Consider the following 18,250-nt stretch of genomic DNA (forward strand, 5'->3'; position numbering starts at 1 on the left):
TGCCCCCGCCGCCGTAGCTCGGCGACAAGCCGACGCAGCAGTCGCCGGGCGGCATCGGCCTCAGCCATCGACCGCTGCGCTTCGGGTTGCCCGCGCCTGCCGACCCTTCAACAACCGCGCCGCCGCCACCACAAGTTCCGGCTCGCGATTTGTCGCCTGGCCGAGCGGCAATCCACGGTTGACGCTCATGTGGACAAGGCTGCTCAGCGCCGTGGCATAGGCGTCGCTGTCCAGGCCGGCCAGGTAGTCCAAGGCAGGCTCCGGCTCGGCGAGCGTGGCGTCGAGGGCCTGCTCCAGGTCCGCCCGTGCAGCACGGAAGGTCGCCATCCACTCCCGCTGAGCCCGCGAGCTGGGCAGCCGCGGGTCCAGCCCGCGCAGCCCGCAGAGCAGGGTCAACGCCTGATCGTCGCCGGCAAGCTGCCGACACCAGGCGGCGATCCGGGCCACCGCCAACGTGTACCGGCCGGCCTGGTCCGGGCCGGCCGCGAGCCGCTGCGCCCACCAGGCCGAGTCGGCGCAGAACAGCCGTACGGCATCGGCCCGGTTCGCCACACCTCCGTACCGGTAGTCCTCCGGTACCCAGGTCCGCACGTCGACCTCGCAGGGCTGCTGCGGCACCATCGCGGCCAGGTGGGCGCGTAGGTCGGCCAGGAGCGGCTCGACGCCGACGCTGTGGTGCACCCGTACCCGCAGATGCGGCCGATCGTCGTGATAGCGGATGTAGAACAGTTGCGCCCGGCGCATCAGCGTCATCACTTCGGTGCCCGCCAGCCAGAGCTCCACCACCCGCTCCGGGGCGTAGACGAACCAGCTAATCCACTCCGGGTCCTCAGCCGGCTGCCGGTCCACCAGCCGGGTCTGCGACATCGGCCTGACCGGTTGCGGATCCGGACGCAGCCACGGCACCCACACGTCGTGGATGTGCCCGCCCAGCTCCGACTCGATCAGGGTCGCCACCGGCAGGGCCTCGTGCAGAATCAGCAGGGCCTCGCGACGTAGCCGCCGGGTGAACCACCAGCGCTGAGTGACGTCGGTGAGATCCAACCGCATGGTCACATCCGGTCCCTCGCTCACCTCCACCTGCGGCCCGAGCCCCACCTGCGTGAGCACGTCGCACAACTGCGCCGGGTCCTCGGCCAGAGCCAGCAGATCGGCGCGGTGCTGCGCGTCCAGCACGACGCTGCGCCGAGCCACCAGACAACGGCCGGCGGTGATGCGAGGGACCATCCCGCCCGGCGGCGCCCACAGGCTGGGGTCGGCGGCCAGCGCCGGGCCGTGGGCCTCGTCCAGCAGCAATCCCAGCAGTTGCACCGACCACGGGTTGGCCTTGTTACTCAACGTCAACGGGCTGTCCCACCGAAGCTGCACGTGGCGTCCGTCGGCCCGGTGAACCAACTGGAGCCGTCCCGCCATCATGGTCACGGCCAGGTCCGCTATTTGCAGGTCACCGGCGCGGTGCGGCAGGTTGAGGTTGAGTCGGGGCAACCCGCTCTCGGGCCGGCGAACCAACGGCGCCCGCCGGTCCGGCGGTACCCAACCGATCTCGACCGCAAGCCAGCCGGGGACCGTCGGACCGAGTTCGGGCTTTGGAATCCCCAGCTGTTCACTGAGCCGGGCGCCGGGCCCACCCCAAAAGCCCGGCAGGACCAGTTTGAGCCAGGCGTCCGCTCCGGCCACCGGCTCGGCCAGCAGTGCGCCGTTGGCCATCCCGAACTGCGGCTGGGTGACCACGGCGGCGTTTGGGGGCGCGGTGCGGCGGGTCTGCCACTGATCCAGCGTGAGCGCTTCCTGCCACCACTGCACCGCGCCGCTGTCGCGACGGGCCCGCGGTACGAACAGCCGTCGCGCCGGCATCATGCGGTCGGCGCCCTCGACATCGGCTTCGTGCCGCCGCCAGCTGCCCAGCGGGTGGTCGACCGGAGCGGTCAGCAGCCACATCAACGGCACCGCCCCGCCGCTGTAGCCGCCGGCCACGTGGTCCCGCACCCGGTCGAGTCGCCCGGGTCGCCAGTCCGTCCGCAGAAGCTGAGCGGCCCCGTCTAGCAGCGCCGCCGTACCCACGCCGGGCAGTCGGGCCCGGACCTCGCTGAACGCGTCCACGAACTGGTCGTCCCTGAACGGCCGCTCCGCGGCCAGCGCCGCCTTGACCGCCTCGGTCGGCGCGGCCGGCCCGGCCGGGTCAGTCAGTATCGGTGGCCCCTGCTCCGGCAGCAGCAACCTCTGGCGTACCCCCAGGTCGAACAGGGTTTCGCCACCGAGCACGATCGCCCATTCCTGCGCTGACCGGGGTGCGGCGGCGAACTGCGCGGCGAAACGCTCCGCGAGCTGGCGCACGCCCGGGGCGTCCGACATCGACGTGACCCCACCCTTGTCCGGGTGCAGATACGACCACCGGCCGTGCTCGGCGGCGAGGGAGGGATTGACGAACCACCTGCCGGTCTGCTGCGGCAAGTCAAGGCGGCGCAGCCGCACATCGGTCTCAAGATCGAGCCGGGTAGCCGGTGCACCACCGTCGTTGTCGCTGATTTCGGCGAGCAGGCTCAGGCTGAACACACCGAACGGGGTTGGCCGGTACCTCGCCCGGCTGCCGTAGACGGCCAGTCGAGTCGCCGGGTCCTGCCAGTCCCGGTGCTCCTCCCCCACGCGCTGGAACACGGTCGCGTAGTCGATGGCCAGGTCCAGCAGTTGCCGCGCCAGGCCCTCGGGCGCGGCGGCAGCTGGCACCGCCGGCAGTACCGGAATCCGAAGCAAGCACCAACCCGGCGTCGACAGCAACGGAACAGAGGTCATCGAAGCCCTCCCGCCGGGGCCGACGGACCCGCGTTGACCAACCTGGACGGTCGCATCGCACCATGCGGTCGCATGGTCGCGATGTCGACCCGCGCCTGCTCGAGCTCCTGCCGGATCGCCGGGTCCGTCGAGTCGCACCCCTCCGCCAGCGCGAGCGCGGCATCCAGCCCGATGTGATAGGCAGCGCTCAACATCAGCAGGAACTCCTGCCGCAACGCCGGCGAGAACAGCGTGAGCTTCCCCGCCCGGGCCAACGTGTCGAGACTGTGCAGCATCCCGACCAAGCCGCGCCGGGCGAGCGTGTTGCGGGCGGCTGATTCGGCGTAGGTGGCCTGCCAGACACCGGGCACCGGCCCCGGGCCGAGCAGCGCCAGCAGCCGTTCGGCGAGCCCGAGCGCCACCCCGGGCATGTTCGCCAGAAACAGATCCGGATCGGCGTAGATCCCGACCGGTCGACCGGCCGGGACGTCCGTCATGTCGACCACATCCGCCGGCGAGACGCGGACACCGCTGGCCCGCAGGGTGTGACTGGCGGTAGCGAGCAACCCCGGCCCCTCCCATGGGTGCGCCACCTCGAGCCGCAGGCGGTCGACGAGGACGGTGACGCGCCGTCCCGCCACCGGCTCGCATCCCATCGCCATTACGGCAGCCCGCTGCGACCCCGAGCCGAACCGCCAGCACCCGTCGAGCACCAGCCCGCCATCCGTGCCGGTGCGTAGCCGGCCGACCGGGGCGACCACGCCGTACAGTTCGTTGTCAGTGGCGTAGAGCCTTGACAGCAGTTCCGTCGGCGCGTAGGTGGACAGGTAGTGCGCGGTGCCATTGGCGATCATGCAAAGCCACGCGTGACTGGCGTCCTCGTGCGCGGCGGTCCGAACGAGGTCCAGGCCCGCAACTAGGCTCTGGACCTCTTCCGGACCATTCCGCAGCCACAGCAATGGAGGGCTGAGCTGTTTCACTGGTCTTTAACCAACCTGACGGAACTCAGTAGCTGCCACCGGGCGGCGGCGGGCCGCAGTCGATCGAACCGCAGGCAGCCCGGGTGACCACCGTGATCGTCCGGACGACGCACGCCAGGGTGGTACCGCCCGCGGTCTTGTCCCAGGTGTCGACGTCGACGCCGGCGAGGTCGAGGTCGTCTAGGTCGAGGAAGTACTCGGCCTGGTTGCCCGCGGTGGGATCCGCGGTCATGTTGTCGGCCATACCAGTCCTTTCTTGTTAGGGCGACTCGTTACGCAGGGTTTCCGCGCCACGCCCTGTGGACGGCCAGTGTGATCGAGTCACTTATGCGTCGGCTACGCGTTCGCTATCGCCTCGGCCGCCTCGTCCCGGCGCGCCCCGGCTGCGGTGGGCCGACCGACTCCGCCGCCGGCCTTTGCATCGGACGCCACCGGTTGACCTCGCACCGGCCCCGATCCGGCTACCGGCAGCGGCGTCGCCCATCTGGTACGCGGATGGGACGCTGCCGGTTCCTGTTGCGGTGCGGCGGTCCTCGCCGGACACGTCGGCTGGCGGGGCGAGCTTCACCGGCCGCGGCACCAGCGGCAGATCAGGACCGCACGGGGGCTCTAGCAGGATCACCGTGCTCTGATCCGCGTTGTCGATGATCACCGGCGCATGCCAGCGCATCACCAGCCCTGTGAAGCTCCCCGGCTCGGTGCCACCGCGCAGCTCGGCGCGGAAGGAATCCCGGCCCGGTGACTGGACGTCAACGGCCGCCGTGCTGCGATTGAGGTCGAGCACCGAGGCCCGCGCGTAGAGAGGGTCAGTGAGGTCTTGGGACGCCGACGCCAGCGGACGACGGGTCAACGACCACAGGGCACAGAGACTCTCTGCCGAGCAGTCGATCCCTCCATCCCATACGGCAAACTCTAGTTCGTCGCCCTTGAGCCGAGTCGATGGTGACGGGATAGCGAGAGGAGGTGCCACGAGATGGCCGAGGAATGGCCATGGCTGAAGGATCAGCCCGTCTTCACCACCCACGGGGAGAAGCACGGCAACGTCACACGCGTGCCGCACGGTGCATCTCTCGAACCGGTGGGAGCCGGGCTCGTGCTTCTCGTCGCCGGGCTCGCCGTCAGCACCGGGCTCGCGGTGGCTGGGATCGGGCTCGTCCTCGCCGGCTTCGCGGAGGATCTTGGGCCGGTCTCGTGGTGGTGGCTCGCGCTCGGGGTCCCGGCTGCAGGCCTTGCGGTGTTCTTCCTCGCCGGCGTCTACATACGGGGCATGGAGCTGATCATGCGCGAGCGCCCCCGCACCCTGGTCCTGCTGACCGGACTGCTCGGCGGCGTCGCCCTCGGCCTCGCCGCCCTGGCGGCATGGTGGGCCTGGCGCGCAAGCGACATCGGTCTGCACCCGGAGCTGATCGAGCACGACGGGTGGAACAGGGGGCAGATCGTGAACGTCACCGTGTTCACGATCGGCGCTCTCGCCGCCGCGGCCGCCTGTCTGATCGCCGTCCGGGGCGTGCGCCGAGCTCGGCGAGATGCGGCACGCATCCTTCGGCTTCGCGAGACCGGCACACGGCGAGCGGGCGTCGTCGCCGCGCTCCCCGACCCGAACGACTGGGATCGGGGCGGCGATGTGGCGATCCGCTACCAGGACGAGACCGGCGAGCAGGTGATCCGGGTGCGGGTGAACACCTACGCGCACGAGATCCCCGTCCCGGGCACACCGCTGATCGTCTTCACCGATCCGGCCGGCGACCTGCTCGTCGAGCTCGACCCGGACCACCCGCTCGGGTACCACCCCGACAACCGCCCATATGAGTCGGACTCCAGCGGAGGCGGAACCTGATGAACCCAGCCCGACGGCGGGCGCAGTTCCCGCTCCACGGATCCCCGCACGACGCCGAGCTGGTCGTGCACATCGACCGCGGGTTCCTCGCCGGCTTCTCTCCCGGTTCGAGCATCCACCTGCTCGTCGACCCCGAGAACCCCGAGCAGGTCGCCGTCGACTGCAGCGCGAACGCGGTGGAGCTGCCGCGTTCCTGGTGAACTCCAACGCGCTGCCACCGGACGCGGCTCGCGCACTGGCAGACTTGCACAGGAGAGGAGGGCGGCATGCTCGAGCAGACCGCGCCGTCGAAGGCCGAGGGCACCCGTGTCTCGGTGTCGGGATCAGCGCCGCTGATCCTGCTCGGCCTGATGCTCCTGGGGAGTTTTGCCCTGGGCGCGACAACGGGCGCGATCCCCTCCACCGACACGGCGCTGCTCTTCTCAGCCGCGTTCTACCTGCTGACCGTGATGGGCGGCCTCATCCTGTCGTTCCTCGGGTTCGGGATCCTCGATGCAGCCCTGCGACGCAGTGGGGACCCGCACAGGGCTGGGCTCGCACGGCCGTGGCGCTCCTGGTGATCACCCCCATCGCGTTCGTCGTCGCGTGGCTGCTCGCCGGCCCGGTGGTGGCCTTGGGAATCGCCGCGCACGGCCTCGGCGTGAGTCTCGCCCTGCTCTGGTCCGTGCCCCGCTCCCGGGCCGGATCACGGGCTGTCTGGGCGCTGCTGTGGGTGTCGTCCGCGCTGGCGACCGCAGTAGCGGCCTGGCTGGCGATCGCCGTGCAGAACGCCATCGGCTGACAGGACGAGGACCACAAACATGGCGAACCCGAAGAGGCGTACCCACACCATGGGGACGGTGATCGCCACCGTTCTGCTCGTGGCATGCGGCATGCTCCTGGGGATCTGGCTGGCGTCTGCCTATGACGTGCTGCGGGTCAACGTGCTCGACAACGCGCTCGCGAACCAGCTCGGCTACATCGGGGAGATCACCGACGCAAGCGTGGACCCGCTCCCGCACGGCCTTTCCCGCTTCATGCTGATCGTCATCTTCGTCGCGGGCATCATCGGCGGACTTGCCACGTACGCGGCCGCTGTCGTCTCGCGACGCGCCGTCGGAGACCGGGAGGCGATCGCATACGCGCTGGGCTGCTGGCTCCTCGGTGCCGCTGCAGGGTTCGCGTGGCTCGCCACCGACTGGCCGGCAGTCGAGCTCGACCTGGCCGACGCGTTCGGGACGTTCATCCATGTCGGCGGGGTCTGGGTGCCGCTCGTCCTGCTCGGGATCGGCGTGCTCTGCCTGCTCGTGTGGTGGGTGCATCCGGGGGCCGACGGCGAACTGGTGGACGGCGGTCCTGAGGCCGAGCGGGGGCATGCATGAACGCGCCGCGCCCTGGGGTCGAGGTGGTCACCTACGACGGGCTTCCTGCTGCATCCGGCGGCGCGCATGCGCTGCGGGTGAAGAAGCCCCGCCTGGTGTGGCAGGCCGTGCAGTCGTTTGTGGACGCGCGCAGCGTCACGGTCGGGAACCCGACCGTGACGCTGCGCCTGTGGAGGGGCGATATGCCCGAGGTGTCGTCGCGGCTGCGGGAGTTCGCGGCGGTGGCCATGGGCGGACCGCGGACGCAGGACCGGCTCTCGCTGTGAAGGTGGTGCCCCGGAACTCGCGAACACCATCGTCGCAGCGGCCTGGCCAGCACCGGTGGATCGTGGGATCCTGCCGGACCTGGCTGCAGAACAACCGACGTCTCGTACGCCGCTACGAACGCAAAGCCGACCACTTCCAGGCCTTCGCCGACCTCGGCCGCACCCTGCTCTGCTACCGCCGACTCACCAAGAACAACCACCTGGGATGAGCCCCTTAAGATCGGGTGTTTCGCCACCGCAACTCCTCACGAATCGCCACCATTGAGGCTCCGATGACAACGGTAGGCGGCATCGTCACCGATCGAATCCCGCGAAGACGCCCTGGACCGACGCTCGACGGTCCCGCTACCAGCGCAAACAGGCGAATCGGCTTGGGGTACTAGCCGCGCCGCGATCGAAAGTCGAGAATGGTCCCATCATTGGTCCGGCATCGATGCCGAACATGTCCGGGAACCATCGATTCTGGCAACATGGGACGGGGATGCAGGCAGATTTGGATCCACGCCGCGCAGGCAGCGTCGCAGAGTTCGTCGAGCTCATGCAAACACTTAAGAAGCGTTCCGGACTGACGTTCCGGCAACTGGAGGAACGGGCGGCCAGCAACGGTGACGTGCTCGCGCGCAGTACGCTCGCCGACGTCCTGCGCCGCGGGACACTCCCCCGGCCGGAGGTGGTCGCCGCCTTCGTCCGTGCCTGCGGGGTTGAGCAGGATCCATGGCTGACGGCCAGGAAACGGATCGCCGAAAGCCTACTGACCGCAGACCTGGCCACAGACCGGACGGAGCCCGAACCCGAAACAACCGGAACAGCAGCGTCGGCGGGGACCACGATCGATGCGGCACCGTACGCATCAGCACCGTCGCCGCCAAGGGGGCTCCGAAGCCGGATCCGTCCGTGGATCATCGCCGTGGCCGGTGTCCTGCTGCTGGTTCTGGGTGTCTGGCAGATCGTGCCGCGCCAGGCCGAGGACCGCGCGACCGGGTCGCCGCCCCGAGACGAGAACGCACCGACGCCCGCCGTCCAACCGCCGGCGGACGGCATCTACCTGATCCGCACCGCCGGTGCACCGCACATGTGCCTGACCGAGGGACGCGACCGCCAGGGGCGCTATCAGCACGCCGTCGCGGCGCAGGTCCCGTGCGCGAGCGCCATCCCACAGACAAGCCTGAAAGCCACGGGTAACGGACTCTTCTTCATCCGCTGGCGGCACCCGGACGGCGGCATCGGCTGTCTGACGGTCCTCCAAGCGGGCCCGATCCGGGACATGCTGGAACCCCGGGAAGACTGCAGCGACGAAAATCCAGCACAGCACTTCCGGTTCGAGCCGGTCGCGGACGACACCACACCCCGCACGGGGCGCCTGCGAGCCGCGGGCAGCGGCCTGTGCCTCGGTCTGCTCGACCCGACCGGAGCGGAGACTGCGGCGGAGGCCGTCCAGGAGCCCTGTGACCAGCATATCGATCAGCGCTTCGTCCTCGAGTTCATCGAGTGATGTTCCCGAGGCTGATCGGGGCCGTGGCGCGGTCGTAGCTCCCCCATGCTCATCGTCCGTTCTCCCGAGCCCGCAGGCGCCGGAGCGAGCCGCGAGCGGCTGTCCGAGGTGGTCGGACAAGATCCGGACATGCTGCCCTGAGCTGCCCGGACACCGCACCGCACTGGGCAGGGCGTTGTCCTGGACAGAGCGGTTACCTAGCGTCTTTCTCGATGGCCGCCGCTGACCGGCGTAGGGCCGACAGGCTCGGACCGGTGCCGGTCCGGGCCCGATCACATCAACGAACATGGGGAGATGCGATGGATGACGCTGCCCAGAATTCGGTGCCACAGGCCGCCACCGCGGGCGAGTACGTCGGGTTGCTCCGGGACGTACGGCGACGTTCCGGCCTGACCTACCGGGAGATCTCCCGGCGCGCCTCGGCGGCCGGGCACTGGCTGCCGCCGAGCACCCTCGCCACGATGCTGGGGCGGACCACCCTGCCCCGCGAACGGACCGTCGTGGCATTGCTGGCCGCCTGCGGTACGCCGGCAGCGGCCATCGAACAGTGGGTCGGGCTGCGGCGTGACATCGACGCACGCGTCAAAGAGTGGGCGCGCCGGGTCAGCGAGCCGACGATCCCCGACCCGGCGTCCCCCGACCCGGCCCTGCCCGGCGCGAGGCTCCCGGTCGAACCGATTCTGCCGCGGCCTCCGGCGACGACGTACCGCGCCACCCGGCCGGGCCGTCGGCGGCTGCGGCTGGCGGCGATCGCGCTGGCGGGCGCGTTGGCGGGCGGCGCGTACGGGGTGCTGCTGGCGGGCGCCAGCGGGCCGGACGTCGTCACGACCGACGGTTGCCCGCTCGTGCTGCGGCAGGGCAGGTAGGGGCCCCTGTGCCGGGTCTGCGGGAGCGGCTGCCGCCGCCGAGCTGCGGATACCGGTGGACGGCTGGTTCGGCCACCTGCGCCGCGTACCGTCGCTGTGACGCGGGGCCGCTCCCCACCCGGTCGGTGGACCGGGCGGGGAGCCCCTTCACAGCGGCGGACAACTCACGGTCGCAGCCGGTTGGCGTAGACATACGCACCCACGGACCCGCCGGTGGCGAGGCCGGCGTCGGCGTCGAAGCGGTAGTGCACGCCCAGGTAGATCCGGCTGAGCGCGTTCTCCCGGGCAGCCTGGTCGAAGCCACTCATGTGCCGGATGACGCCCTCGGCATGCGGATCGTCGCTGGTCGCGTCGAAGGCGATGTCGTTGGTACCGAAGTAGGCCTTCATCACCGCTGCCCAGGCGCCGGCGAAGCTGGCGTGTCCGGAGATGTAGGCCGGGAACGCGGGCGAGAAGGAGACACTGTTCCCGTGCTGCGACAGCGGCTGCCAACCGTTGCCGATCGCGGACTCGGGTCGCCACAGGTCGATCGCGGTCAGGTACTTGGCGTCCCAGGCGGCGATGGCCGCGTCGGCGAGGGCCAGGCCGACCAGGCCGAAGAGCCGGGCGCTGGCCAGGATGCCAAGTTTCCTTTGCTTCGCCACGATCTGGGTGTGCGCGAAGAGCTGACCCGGCGGCTTGTAGGTGCCCGTCACGTCGTTGGCCCAGAAGTACGCAAGCTGTGTCTGGTCGGCGGTACGCAGCGACGACGTCCGGCCGCCGTAGTCCCGCACCTCCTGGACCTGGTCGCGGTACTCCTGCTTGCCGAGCAAGTCCTGGTAGTCGACGGCGCCGGCCGGCAGGCCGGGCCGGAACTGCCGGCCGGAGGTCAGCGCGAACGGGGTGACCAGGCCCCAGTTCGGGGTGACCGCCGCATTGCCGTCGGTCGGTCGCCACGCGCCGTCCCGCCCGTCAGGCTGGTACTGCCGGTCGTCGCTGGAGCCGTCGTTGGCGCGAGCCTGAAGGTTGGCAGCGGCTGCTGCGGCACCGACCGTCGTACCCCGCGTGGCCTCCGCGGAGTTCACTCCGGACGGCCGGCGAGCGGCGGCGGTGTCGAAGGCTGCCTCGAGGATCGCCTGTCGCTGCGGGTACCGGGCGACCAGTACGTCGAACGCCGCCTTGTCGATGGCCGCGTGCAGGGACGGGGCCACCACGTCGTCCATGGTGCCCGGATAGCTGACCGGCACCCGCACCTGGTAAGGGTTGCCGACGCCGGTGACCGAGACGGCGGCGTCGTGCATGGCCGCGTGCAGGATCGCCGCGTCCCGCGCGGCGGCGGTGGGTGGCAGGGCCAGACTCCGGTAGCTGGCCAGCAGAACATCGTTCCAGTACAGGATCGGATCGTTGACCGCGTCGGCGGCCAGCGGGGTGAGCGAGATGTTGTCCAGCCGGACCGTCGAGGCCGCCTGCCCGCCGAAGTGGAAAAGCAGTACCGCCTTCGGGTCACCGAACGGGGAGACGAAGTCGAAGGTGAAGCGACGCATTGTCGGGGCGAGTGCGACGGTCTGGTCGACCGCGGAGGTGAAGGGCGTGTCGACCCGGGAGACCGAGGCGCGCACGTTGCGGCTGGCGTCCGCGGAGGCGTCGAACTGCAACCGGTACGGCTGCCCGGCCGTAACTGCGAACCCGAAGTGTCCGACCAGGTCGTCCCAGACGGGCCTGCCGACCGTGTGGGCGGTGCGGATGCGTAGTTGCCCGGCGTTGACGGTCGTGCTGGTTGCGGCGAGCCGGGTCCACCAGGGTTCGGTGCTGCCGCTGTCGAACGTGCCGTTGAGGATGAGGTTGCCGGATGCGGCGACGGCCGGCACGGAACGGATGAGGGCCGGGAGGGTGCTGGCGAGTACGACCGTGAGCACGACGCTGAGCAGACGGCGGAGTTGCCGTCCGGCGGTGGAGTGCCAGGGGCCGATCGATCGGGTCATCGAGAGCCTTTCCTGTCCAGGATCGGCGACGTTCAGATCGTCGCCGTGGAGGTCGGCTCACCGTAGGAGCGTTCGTAGTGTTCGCAGCCACCGAACAGTGTTCGGATCAGCGCCGAACGGGCGGCGGACAGCATCGCCCTCCGGCGAACGAGACTCCGTTCGGGATGGTCACGCCCGACCACACCTCGACCCGATCGGTGGCCAGCACACCGTCGAGCTGGCGCATGTCGTCCACAGCACCGGAGTCGAACGCCAGCCGGATCTTGTGCCCGCCCGCGTCAGGCAGCTCGAACACCCGATCGGCGTGGCGGCCATCGCCCTGCATGGGCACGAAGCCCGCGACCTCACGTGACCCGCCCTGTCATCCAGAGAGAGGTCATGGGGAGGGAAAGTGAAATCCATGGGTGGAAAGAGCGGCGTGAGGGCCACGGCGCCAAATGAGGCCCGCCCCGGTGCGGCAGACTGGTTTTGGCGAGATTTGTCCGTGCCGGAGGTTGCCCGGAGGCTGCGGGGGTCGCAGAACACGGCGTGCGGCTGGCGTAATAGGTGACGTGCCGGTAGCGGGGACGCCTCGCGTCGAGAGGACCTGGTCGTCCCCAGTGTCGGTTGCACCGCCCCACGGCTCAGCAGAATGTCGATCTTCTACGGCAATCGCAGACTGCGCTGAGTGTTCCGAACTGTTCCGTACACCCCGTCCCCTGGATCCGGATCGAGAGAACCGATTACGTTGAAGTATGGCTCGTGGCGCCGTATCGACGGGAGCCCTTCGCCGACTTCATCTGATCCTCTCCGCGCAGCCATGCCGAGTAAAAGGGGGAAGAGTGCATAGAACACGGGGACGCCAACTGCTGGAGAGGGCATCGCCATCGCCATCGCCGATGGTTCCACCGTCACCATGCGGTGATCGACAACAACACTCCGGACAACCTCGATCAGCTTACCTATTCCAGGGCATCGCGTAGCGCAGCCGTCGAGTGAAAGGCCCGCGATGAACCGAACACTCCTCGCGATCAGCGCCGTGGCTGGTGTGACCGCTTCCCTTGTGGTCTCCGTGCCCTCGACCGCCGCACCCGATCAGACCCACCCCGATCGGTCCTGCTTCTGCGACCTCGCCAACCATCGACGCCGTACGTGCCGCGCTGGCCGAGGCCAGCAACGGTGGAGTCCCCAGCCTGCATACCGATAGCTCGACCGCCGTCGCCACCCCTGACGGCAAGACGTTCGCCTCCACCGCGTACGGCCATCCGGCGCGGCTCGCGCGACGGCGGTTGGCGGGCGGTGGACCTGACCCTGGTCAGCGACAGTGTCCCGGTCCGACCGAAGTCGGCATATGGCTCTGTGCCGGCGGCGCCGGATCGGGGCGTGGCTTCGTGCTGCCGCAACAGGGCGTCTCTGGCGTCCCACCCGGGCGGACGGGACGCCAGAGTGCTGACAGGTTCGTCAGCAGGAGCCGCACGAGTTGCAGAAGCCGTTCCGGTAGACGCCGTCACAGTACTGCGACCAGCACATCTTCCAGGAGGACCCACACTGCTGGCAGTACTGGTACGTGACGCACGCCGCCGCGGACGCGGCGGCTGCTGTGGCCTGCGGGACGAATGCCGAAAGCATCCGGTCCGCCAGCCTTCCGATCCTGGTCATGAGATCTCCTTCTAGTCGCGAGTGGCAAGACGCCACCAAAACCATCCCGCCTCAACCAATGCCGCTGGTCGATCTCGGACCATCTCGGACGGGCCCGTGACCGTGGGGCCGTCCAATTGCAACGGGGGAGAACGAAATGCGTTTGCCTGATCCTGAGCAGGTGGGCAGCCTGGACGAACTGGTCGCCGCACTCCGGCTGCTCAAAGCGTGGTCGCACGACATGTCGTACGCGGCGATCACCCGTGTCGTGAACGATCGCTGGCAGCGGGCAGGCAGGCCCCACAGCGAGTTGACGAGGAAAAGCACGGTCGCCGGCTACTTTGCGTTCGGGCGTAGCCGGCTGGATGAGGAACTGCTGGTCGCGATCGTCCTAGCGCTGCGCACCGATTATGAGTACGCCGAACGGTGGCGCCACACTCTGCGCGCGATCCGTGGCGACGCGACGGCCGCAGCGTTCGTCGACGCCCGGTGCGACCTGCCCACCGCCCCGGAGGGGTTCGTCGGGCGTCACGCCGAACTGCGACATCTTGACGACTTGGCCGGCGCTGGCGGCACGGTGCTGATCCATGGCATGCCGGGTGTCGGCAAGACCTGGTTGGCCACGCATGCGGCGCACCGCCTTGTGGGCAGCAGGTCCGACGGACTCGTCCAGTTGGTCGCCGACCTGCGAGGGTTTGACGTGAAAGCGCCTCCGGCCTGCCTTTCGGCCGTACTGGGTGGGTTCCTGCGACATCTCGGCCTGCGGCACGACCAGATCCCGCGTGACCTTGCCGCCCGGGTCGAGGCGTACCGGGCGCTGGTCCGCGACATCCCCGCCTTGGTCATTCTTGACAACGCCGCCGACGAGGAGACCGTCGCAGCGCTGGTACCGGACAGCCCGTACCACATCGTCATCATCACAAGCCGGCTACGGCTGACCGGCCTACGGGACGCCGCTCAGCTTCACCTGACTGCGCTCGATTCCGCCGAGTCTCTCGACCTGCTCCGCTGTGCCGCGGGCGCCGCGCGGGTCGACGCCGACATCACCGCCGCGTGGCGGATCGCCGCTCAGGTCGGGCAGCATCCGCTGGCGTTGTCGATCGTCGGTGGGCACCTGCGGCAGCACCCGGACTGGTCGGCGGCCGACTGCGCCCGGCCGGTCGCGCTGGCGCTGGCGGGCGGCATCCGATCGGCCCTTTCGGTGTCCTGCCGCAGCCTGCCGACCGAGACGCGGCGCGTGCTGCGCCTGCTGGCCCTGCACCCGGCCAACGACATCGGCTGCCATGCGGTCGCTGCCCTCGCGGATACGGACGTCGAGACCACCCGCCGGCACCTGCGCGCCCTGGTGGACGCGCACCTGGTGCGGCAGCCAAGCGTCGGCCGGCACTCCCTTCACGAGTTGGTGCGGGGCTACGCCGTGGAACTTCTCGCCCTGGAGGAACGCGGCAGCCAGGTCCGTGCGGCGACGAACAGGTTGTTCGACTACTACCGCCGGGCCGCCGCCGTGGCGGTCTCCCGTCTTGGTGGCGGCGGCGAGAAAGGCCACCCGTCACGGCGCGGGGTGGCCCTGCGCCCGGTACCGGACGCCGGGGCCGGCGCGTGGCGCTGGATGGCGGATGAGCATGCCAACCTGCTGCTCATGACGGCCCATGCCGCCGACTGCGGCCGACTGGGACTCGCCCGTGACCTGGCCACAGCTCTTTGGCAGTACCAATGCGCGATTGGTGCCGTACGCACGGTGTCCGAGATCGTCCAAGGTAGCTCACCGCACCGTTAGCCAGGGCCACAGTGTGCGAACGAGTGTCCACGCAAAGCTGATGCCCCAAGGAGAAGGCATGAACGTTCTGACATCCGCAGTTGTCCTGGTCGGCGCGCTGTGCGTGCTCAACCTGCTGTTGACGTTCGGAGTGATCCGGCGGCTGCGACAAGGCATCGGGTCACTGCCGGAGCCGGGCGGTGCCATGCCAGGCCCCCCGATGGCCCCGGTCGGTACCACCGTCCTGGGCGCCGACGCCGGATGGGACGGCGAGACGCTGGTCGGCTTCTTCACTCCCGGCTGCGGCCCGTGTGAGCAGCAGCTTCCCGCGTTCATCGAGCACGCCCGCACGCGGGAGCGGGTGCTGGCCGTTGTCTTCGATCCGGCCAACAACTCCGCAGAGCTGGTTCGCGAGTTGGGCGAGGTCGCCCGGGTGGTCGTCGAGGACACCCCCGACGGCGCCCTGCAGACCGCCTTCCAGGTCAAGGGATACCCCGGCTACTGCGTCCTGCGCGACGGCATCATTGTCTTGGTCGCGGGCCGCGCTGCTGACCTCAATGACCGGGCGGCCCGGATTCCAGCATGATCAGGACCTTCAGGTACGTGGTCGCCCTGGTCTGGCAGGCGGCCCCGCTGGCGGCCTGCTCGTACCTCGTCCTGGCGCTGGTGGCCGGGCTCACTCCGGTGGTGATCGCGTGGCTGACGAAGCTGGCCATCGACGAGCTGGTCTCCGGCGCGTCGTTGCGCATGCTGCTCGGCCTTGCGGCTGCGCTCGTCGTGACCGGCGTAACCGCCGCGCTGATCCCGCACTGGAACGACTACCTGCGGGTGAGCCTCGGACGTACGGTCGGTGCGCACAGTCTCGCCCGGCTCTTCACGGCAGTGGGTCGCTTCGCCGGACTAGCCCGGTTCGAGAATCCGGCGTTCCAGGACCGGCTGCGGCTGGCGCAACAGGCCACGGGGATGTCCTCCCAACTGGTCGATGACACCCAGCAGGCGGTGCGGAGCCTGCTCATCGTCGCTGGCTTCGTCGGTTCGCTCGTCTTCCTCAGCCCGGTAATGATCGTCATCGTGCTGCTCGCCGCGGTACCGACGCTCGTCGCCGAAGTGGCCCTGGCCCGTCAGCGCGCCGACCTGATGTGGCGGGTCGGCCCGGCCGAGCGGCGCGAGACCTTCTACGCGCAACTGCTCGGCGGCGTCCAGGCGGCAAAGGAGATCCGGCTGTTCGGGTTCGGCAGTTGGCTACGCGACCGCATGCTCGCCGAGCGCCGGTCCGTCGACCAGGCGAAACGGGTCCTCGATCGGCGGGATGCCCGCACCCAGAGTGTCCTGTCCGGCACGGCGGCGCTTGTCGCCGGCGGCGGCCTGGTCTGGGCCTTACTGGCGGCCCGCTCCGGCGGCCTCACCGTCGGCGACCTGTCGATGTTCGTTGCAGCGGTGGCCGGTGTCCAGTCCGGACTGTCCGGGACGGTCAGCCAGTACGCCAGCATTCACCACCAGTTGCTCCTCTTCTCCCACTACCTCGAAGTGGTCACCGCGCCACCCGATCTCCCCGAACCGGCGGGCGCTCGGAACGTGCCCGGGTTACGCGAAGGCATCGAACTGCGTGACGTGTGGTTCCGGTACAGCGACGACCATCCCTGGGTCTTACGCGGTGTCAACCTCCGCATCCCGCATGGGAAGGCGGTGGCGCTGGTCGGACTGAACGGCGCGGGAAAGAGCACGCTGGTAAAGCTGCTGTGCCGGTTCTACGATCCGACCGCCGGAGCCATCTACTGGGACGGCGTCGACATCAGGGACTTCCGCCCCGCCGATCTGCGGGCCCGGCTCGGCGCCGTGTTCCAGGACTATGTCAACTACGACCTGACCGCACGCGAGAACATCGCGGTCGGCGATCTGTCTGCCCTCGCCGACGAGGAGCGCCTGGTCGGTGCGGCTCGGCTCGCCGGTATCCACGACGTGCTGGAGGGCCTGCCGCGCGGGTACGACACGCTGCTGACCCGGATGTTCTTCAGCCAGGCGGACAAGGCGGATCCGGAGACCGGCGTACTGCTGTCCGGTGGACAGTGGCAGCGGCTCGCCCTTGCCCGGGCGTTCCTCCGAGACCGGCGGGACCTGATGATCCTGGATGAGCCCAGCGCTGGGCTTGACGCGGAGGCCGAGTACGAACTGCACGGCCGTATCAGGCAACACCGGGGCGACCGCACCAGCCTGCTCATCTCGCACCGGCTCGCAGCCGTCCGTGATGCTGATCTGATCGTGGTGCTGGCCGAGGGCGTGATTGCGGAACTAGGCGACCACACGGCGCTGATCGGACGCGGCGAGCTCTATGCGCGCCTGTTCACCTTGCAAGCGTCGGGGTACCGAGAGGAGGCGCCAGCGTGATTCTGGCATTCCTCGGCGCGGCCGTTTTGGCCGGCGGACTCGGCTGGCTGCGGCTGAGCTGGCTCGTGGTCACCGTCACCGGACCGAGCATGCAGCCGACGATGCACCCTGGCGACCGCATTCTGGTCCGGCGCACCTCCGCGAGCCGGATCAGGGCCGGACAGATCGTGGTGTTCGATGCCGATCCCGGACTGATCATCAAGCGTGTGGCGGCGGTACCCGGCGACCGCGTACCGCCCGGTCTGCCCCTCGACGTCGAGGAACGGGTACCGCCGGGACGCCTGCTACTGCTCGGCGACAACTGCGGCAGGAGTATCGACTCGCGGCAGCACGGCTACTACGACGGCGCATGCCTGGTCGGCGTGGCCGTCCGGTCGCTGGCCAGGAGGCGGACATGACATACCTGGCCGTCGGTTGCCGGGTCCTGATCGGCGTAGTGTTCGCCGTCGCGGTGGCCGGCAAGCTACGGGGACCAAACGCGTTCGCCGACTTTGTGCGGTCGATACGGGGAATGGGCGTACTGCCACCAGCTCTGGCCCGTCCGGCGGCTACCGCCGTGGTGGTCGCCGAACTCACAATCGTGCTCGCCATAGCCGCGCCGGCCCGGACGGCGGGTGTACTTGGGTTCGGGTTGGCCGCAGCCCTGCTGGCCGCGTTCACCACCGGCATCGCGACAATGCTGGCCCGAGGCAACCGCAAACCGTGCCGGTGCTTCGGTCGCTCCGAGACGCCGTTGGGCGCTCGTCACGTCGGCCGCAACATCGCGCTGGTCGCCGTGGCCCTCGTCGGGCTTCTCGCCTCGCTGTCTGGCACGCCTGTCGAGCCGGGACTTGCCGTGACGGTTGGGGTGACCGCCGCCGTGGTCGGCGGTCTGGTCGTCATGCTGGATGACATCATCACGTTGCTGTGAGCCATTCGGCGGACGTTCTTTCCAGACCGACACGTTGCCGGATGTTTCCC

The 18,250-nt window shown here is 69.5% G+C and carries 20 protein-coding genes; 14 read left to right on the plus strand and 6 right to left on the minus strand.

The genetic code is table 11. The features are described 5' to 3' along the window. Window positions 1-60 precede the first annotated feature (60 nt). From AB0M79_RS27670 to AB0M79_RS27680, 3 genes are read right to left on the minus strand one after another with little or no spacing between them, the layout of a single operon-like run. Window positions 61-2,790 (minus strand): thiopeptide-type bacteriocin biosynthesis protein, encoded by a 2,730-nt coding sequence (locus AB0M79_RS27670; RefSeq protein WP_364219010.1) that lies wholly within the window; start codon window positions 2,788-2,790, stop codon window positions 61-63. After that, window positions 2,787-3,749 (minus strand): hypothetical protein, encoded by a 963-nt coding sequence (locus AB0M79_RS27675; protein WP_364218848.1) that lies wholly within the window; start codon window positions 3,747-3,749, stop codon window positions 2,787-2,789. The genes AB0M79_RS27670 and AB0M79_RS27675 overlap by 4 nt, the downstream gene beginning before the upstream one ends. Before the next feature lie 25 nt (window positions 3,750-3,774). Continuing rightward, window positions 3,775-3,981, minus strand: a complete 207-nt coding sequence (locus tag AB0M79_RS27680; protein WP_212818945.1) for a hypothetical protein — start codon at window positions 3,979-3,981, stop codon at window positions 3,775-3,777. A gap of 741 nt (window positions 3,982-4,722) precedes the next feature. Between AB0M79_RS27680 and AB0M79_RS27685 the strand changes: the two genes are divergently transcribed. The 9 genes from AB0M79_RS27685 to AB0M79_RS27725 all read left to right on the plus strand — a co-directional run bounded on the left by AB0M79_RS27685 (window position 4,723) and on the right by AB0M79_RS27725 (window position 9,571). Beyond that, on the plus strand, window positions 4,723-5,586 hold the full coding sequence (locus tag AB0M79_RS27685; RefSeq protein ID WP_364218850.1) for a hypothetical protein: 864 nt from the start codon (window positions 4,723-4,725) through the stop codon (window positions 5,584-5,586). Then, a complete protein-coding gene (locus AB0M79_RS27690) occupies window positions 5,586-5,786 on the plus strand; it encodes a hypothetical protein (protein ID WP_364218852.1) in 201 nt (66 codons plus the stop codon). Before AB0M79_RS27685 ends, AB0M79_RS27690 begins: the two co-directional genes overlap by 1 nt. A 66-nt stretch (window positions 5,787-5,852) precedes the next feature. Continuing rightward, the gene (locus tag AB0M79_RS27695) at window positions 5,853-6,146 is read left to right on the plus strand and encodes a hypothetical protein (RefSeq protein WP_364218854.1); all 294 of its coding nucleotides are present in this window, start codon (window positions 5,853-5,855) and stop codon (window positions 6,144-6,146) included. Then, window positions 6,143-6,367 (plus strand): hypothetical protein, encoded by a 225-nt coding sequence (locus AB0M79_RS27700; RefSeq protein ID WP_364218856.1) that lies wholly within the window; start codon window positions 6,143-6,145, stop codon window positions 6,365-6,367. The genes AB0M79_RS27695 and AB0M79_RS27700 overlap by 4 nt, the downstream gene beginning before the upstream one ends. 19 nt (window positions 6,368-6,386) lie before the next feature. Beyond that, complete coding sequence (locus AB0M79_RS27705) at window positions 6,387-6,947, plus strand: hypothetical protein (RefSeq protein WP_364218858.1); 561 nt, start codon at window positions 6,387-6,389, stop codon at window positions 6,945-6,947. Further along, on the plus strand, window positions 6,944-7,213 hold the full coding sequence (locus AB0M79_RS27710; protein WP_364218860.1) for a hypothetical protein: 270 nt from the start codon (window positions 6,944-6,946) through the stop codon (window positions 7,211-7,213). The genes AB0M79_RS27705 and AB0M79_RS27710 overlap by 4 nt, the downstream gene beginning before the upstream one ends. Before the next feature lie 62 nt (window positions 7,214-7,275). Next, the gene (locus AB0M79_RS27715; RefSeq protein ID WP_364218862.1) at window positions 7,276-7,422 is read left to right on the plus strand and encodes a hypothetical protein; all 147 of its coding nucleotides are present in this window, start codon (window positions 7,276-7,278) and stop codon (window positions 7,420-7,422) included. A gap of 224 nt (window positions 7,423-7,646) precedes the next feature. Beyond that, the gene (locus tag AB0M79_RS27720; RefSeq protein WP_364218864.1) at window positions 7,647-8,705 is read left to right on the plus strand and encodes a helix-turn-helix domain-containing protein; all 1,059 of its coding nucleotides are present in this window, start codon (window positions 7,647-7,649) and stop codon (window positions 8,703-8,705) included. A gap of 299 nt (window positions 8,706-9,004) precedes the next feature. After that, complete coding sequence (locus AB0M79_RS27725; protein ID WP_364218866.1) at window positions 9,005-9,571, plus strand: helix-turn-helix domain-containing protein; 567 nt, start codon at window positions 9,005-9,007, stop codon at window positions 9,569-9,571. Between the two features lie 164 nt (window positions 9,572-9,735). On the opposite strand, the gene AB0M79_RS27730 is transcribed toward AB0M79_RS27725, so the two are convergent. The 3 genes from AB0M79_RS27730 to AB0M79_RS27740 all read right to left on the minus strand — a co-directional run bounded on the left by AB0M79_RS27730 (window position 9,736) and on the right by AB0M79_RS27740 (window position 13,170). Then, the gene (locus AB0M79_RS27730; RefSeq protein WP_364218868.1) at window positions 9,736-11,532 is read right to left on the minus strand and encodes a carbohydrate binding domain-containing protein; all 1,797 of its coding nucleotides are present in this window, start codon (window positions 11,530-11,532) and stop codon (window positions 9,736-9,738) included. A 106-nt stretch (window positions 11,533-11,638) separates the two neighbouring features. Continuing rightward, on the minus strand, window positions 11,639-11,863 hold the full coding sequence (locus AB0M79_RS27735) for a hypothetical protein (RefSeq protein WP_364218870.1): 225 nt from the start codon (window positions 11,861-11,863) through the stop codon (window positions 11,639-11,641). A 1,109-nt stretch (window positions 11,864-12,972) separates the two neighbouring features. Further along, window positions 12,973-13,170, minus strand: coding sequence for a hypothetical protein (locus AB0M79_RS27740; RefSeq protein WP_364218872.1), 198 nt, complete (start codon window positions 13,168-13,170; stop codon window positions 12,973-12,975). Window positions 13,171-13,306: 136 nt separating this feature from the next. Between AB0M79_RS27740 and AB0M79_RS27745 the strand changes: the two genes are divergently transcribed. Genes AB0M79_RS27745 through AB0M79_RS27765 form a run of 5 tightly spaced genes read left to right on the plus strand, consistent with a single transcriptional unit; the run spans window position 13,307 to window position 18,200 of the window. Continuing rightward, a complete protein-coding gene (locus AB0M79_RS27745) occupies window positions 13,307-14,926 on the plus strand; it encodes an NB-ARC domain-containing protein (RefSeq protein ID WP_364218874.1) in 1,620 nt (539 codons plus the stop codon). 58 nt (window positions 14,927-14,984) lie between these two features. Then, window positions 14,985-15,491 (plus strand): hypothetical protein, encoded by a 507-nt coding sequence (locus AB0M79_RS27750; protein WP_364218876.1) that lies wholly within the window; start codon window positions 14,985-14,987, stop codon window positions 15,489-15,491. Then, window positions 15,488-17,290 (plus strand): ABC transporter ATP-binding protein, encoded by a 1,803-nt coding sequence (locus AB0M79_RS27755; RefSeq protein WP_364218878.1) that lies wholly within the window; start codon window positions 15,488-15,490, stop codon window positions 17,288-17,290. The genes AB0M79_RS27750 and AB0M79_RS27755 overlap by 4 nt, the downstream gene beginning before the upstream one ends. Then, on the plus strand, window positions 17,287-17,688 hold the full coding sequence (gene lepB / locus AB0M79_RS27760; RefSeq protein ID WP_364218880.1) for a signal peptidase I: 402 nt from the start codon (window positions 17,287-17,289) through the stop codon (window positions 17,686-17,688). The genes AB0M79_RS27755 and lepB overlap by 4 nt, the downstream gene beginning before the upstream one ends. After that, on the plus strand, window positions 17,685-18,200 hold the full coding sequence (locus AB0M79_RS27765) for a MauE/DoxX family redox-associated membrane protein (protein WP_364218882.1): 516 nt from the start codon (window positions 17,685-17,687) through the stop codon (window positions 18,198-18,200). Before lepB ends, AB0M79_RS27765 begins: the two co-directional genes overlap by 4 nt. Window positions 18,201-18,250: the final 50 nt, after the last annotated feature.

Origin of the sequence: Polymorphospora sp. NPDC051019, assembly GCF_040683055.1 — a bacterium.
In the GTDB taxonomy this organism is placed as follows: Bacteria; Actinomycetota; Actinomycetes; order Mycobacteriales; family Micromonosporaceae; genus Polymorphospora; species Polymorphospora lycopeni.